Below are 2,908 nucleotides of genomic sequence, written 5' to 3' on the forward strand. Positions count from 1 at the left end.
GTACAAGGTCGCCACCGCCGACGGGGTGGACGCTGCCGCCCTGGTGCTGGCGGTGTACGGGGTGTTGAACCGGCGCCGCGAGCTCTACCAGGTGCCGGGTGGCAGGGACTGGCGCCGGCTCGTCACCGACGACTATCCGGCCACCCGGGCCGCTCACCTGGCCGCGCTGATCCGCGCCCTGCCGGCCAATCCCGACGTCGAGGTGGTCGCCGACCTGTGCGCGGATGCCCTGCTGGTCGGGGTGCGCCCGGTGGAGCTGCTCGCGGCCCTGCGCGCGAGCGCCTGGCAACCCGACGGCGTCGACGCGCTGGAGATCGTCGTCGGCTGCGCGGACGAGATCGCCCGGCGCGCGGTGAACCCGCGGGCGATGCCCACCGGCTTCAGCGTTCGCGCCGCCCTGCGCGAGCTGGTGCGCGGCGTGTGCCGCGGGGAGGCGGGCGAACTGCCCGTCACGGAGTTCATCACGGGCCTGGGCTCGGTCGCCCTGTTCGAGACGGGCCTGCTGACGACGCTGCTCGGCGCAATCGACGGCGCCGACCCGGCCGGCCTTTCCATGATCCAACGGGCGGATCGCAACCTGCGCGGCGTGCTGGCCGGCGAGGCCACGGCCGGAAGGCGGCCCGGCCGCCCGACCGTGGACGCGGCCGGCTGGGGCATCCCGGTGCTCCATGCGGACTACCTCGACCTGGCCCGGCAGATGACGGCCGAGCTGGAGGAGGCCCCGCTGGCCACGGTGCTCGCCCGCGCCGCCGGGGACTCCCGGCGACCGACCGACAGCGAGGGCCTGTTCCTGCTGCTGGGCGAGCTTGCGGTGGCGGCGTTCCCCGAGGACCCGCCCGCGGCGGACCTGCTGGCCCCGGCCGTCCGGGAGATCCAGGCGGGCCGGCTGGGCGCCGACCTCGCCGCCGACCTCGCCGGCTGGCTCACCGAGGTCGCGCCGGCCCGGCTGTGCCTGCGCACGGAGGCGCTCGCCGCGCTGGCCGCCGAGCTCGACCCGCCGGACCGCGCGATCCTCCTCGACCGGCTGGCCCCGCTCGCCGCGGGCGTCGCCGACCTCGTCGAACGCGACCGGGGCCGGGGCGGCATCCGGGCGATCTCCGACCGGGCCGGCGCGGTCATCAAGGGTGTGCGGCACCGTGGCCGGCTGGGGGACGAGTCGTGAAAGCCAGACGTCGGAAGGCATCCACCCGCCGAGGGCCGAGGCTGCCCTGGGGCGCCGGCCGATCATCGGCAGCGCCGCCGCGTGCGGTGCTGGTGCTGCTGCCGGTGCTGCCGGTGCTGCTCACGGCGGTCCTGCTGGCCCTTGTGCCGGGCAGCCCGAGCGCCGCGCGGGCGGCCGGTGCTGGCGGGGTGGCGCAGCTCGGGCGGACGGCGGTGCTCGACGCGCTCGGCGTGCCGACCCTGCCGGCCGAATACGTCGTGCTCGTCGACACCTCGGCGTCGATGTCGCGTGGCGGGCTCTACGGCCCGGTCCGGTCCACCCTGGCGTCGTTCGCCGCCAGTCTCGACCCCGCCGACCGGCTCTCCGTCGTCGGCTTCGACGAGGTGCCCCAGGTGGCGTTCAGCGGTTCGGCGGCGGACGCCCGCTCGGCGATCGGCCGGCTGCCGGCCGCCGCGACCGGGGCCAGCACCGACATCGGCGCGGCCCTGTCGACCGCGGTCGACCTGCTCGACCATCCGGACGCGGCGCGTTCCGGCGCGGTGATCCTGCTGACCGACGGGCGGCACCAGCCTCCCGCGAACTCGCCGTTCCCCGCGGAGACCGGCCGGCCCTGGACCGACCTCGCCGAGCGGGTCCGCACCCGCCTGGCCGGCCGCGACATCGCCGGCTACGCCTTCGCCCTCGACAACGCCGACGCCGGCCGGGCGGGGGCGACGCTGTTGCGCAGCGTCCTGCCCGCGACGACCGTGCTGGCCCTGCCGCCCGATCAGCTTCCCGACTACCTGTCCCGCGTCCAGCAGCACGCGCGGGCGCGGAAGGCGGCCGAGCTGCTTGCCGACGACGTGCGCGGTCCGGTCGTCACGGTCGGCTGGCGCTGGGCGTTGGCTGGTCACACGCTCGACGACGTCGATCCGACCGTAGGTGCCGGCAGCGTCGAGGTCACGGTGACTTCGACCGCACGGCGCCTGCCGGTGGAGCTCACCGGCGCCCGCGTGGTCTCCGCCGACCCGTCGTTGACCATCACCACTCCGGCGGTCGGCGCCATGGCAGCCGGTGCTCTCGGCGGTGACCTGCCCGGACGCATCGTCCTCGCCCCCGGGGAGCGGCGCGTCTACCAGGTGCCGGTGGCGTGGTCCGCACGCACCGGCGGGGCGGTGCGACGTAGCGCCCGGGTCGACGGCGGGCTGCGACTGGAGACCACCGTTGATTCGCCCTGGCGTGCCGTGCTCACCTCGGAGTTCGGGCTGCGGATGGACCCGGCCGCCCGCGGCGCGGTGACCCGCCTGCACGGCTCCGCCGCGGCCGGCTGGAATCCGGCGGCCATCGTCGAGATCATCGTGCTGGTCATGCTGGTGGTGATGTTCGCGCTGGGCTTCCTCGACCGCCGCCGGCCCCGGTTGAGAGGCGTGCTGGCGGCCGAGGCGGCCGACGGGCGGCTCGACCGGGTGGCGATGCGCGGCCGGCGACTACGCCTGGGACCGGAGCGGGACGACGATGTCGCGGTCCCCGGCACCGGCAGCCTCCGTGGCCGGCGGTCGGGACGCGGGCGGTCGGGACGCGGGCGGCCCGCCGGGGGCACCCCGGCCGCGGGCCGGGCCGGGCGGGACCGGATCGACCTGGTGATCGACTACCAGCCGCCCGGCATCACCGGGTTGCCGCCGCTGGTGCTGCGGCCCGGCGACACCCGCGGGCACGGCGATGTCACGTTCACCTATGAGCTGCCCGGCCAGCCGGCCGGCCCCACCC

General features: G+C 76.8%; 2 protein-coding genes. Both read left to right on the forward strand.

Annotated features, from left to right (window positions below; all coding sequences use genetic code 11):
• The coding region (locus tag NBZ85_RS29705; protein ID WP_261563247.1) for a hypothetical protein at positions 1-1,162 on the forward strand (1,162 nt) is incomplete at its 5' end.
• On the forward strand, positions 1,159-2,908 hold a 1,750-nt coding region (locus tag NBZ85_RS29710; protein ID WP_261563249.1), incomplete at its 3' end, for a vWA domain-containing protein. The genes NBZ85_RS29705 and NBZ85_RS29710, both read left to right, overlap by 4 nt.

Source organism: Frankia tisae (assembly GCF_025403405.1).
GTDB lineage: Bacteria > Actinomycetota > Actinomycetes > Frankiales > Frankiaceae > Frankia > Frankia tisai.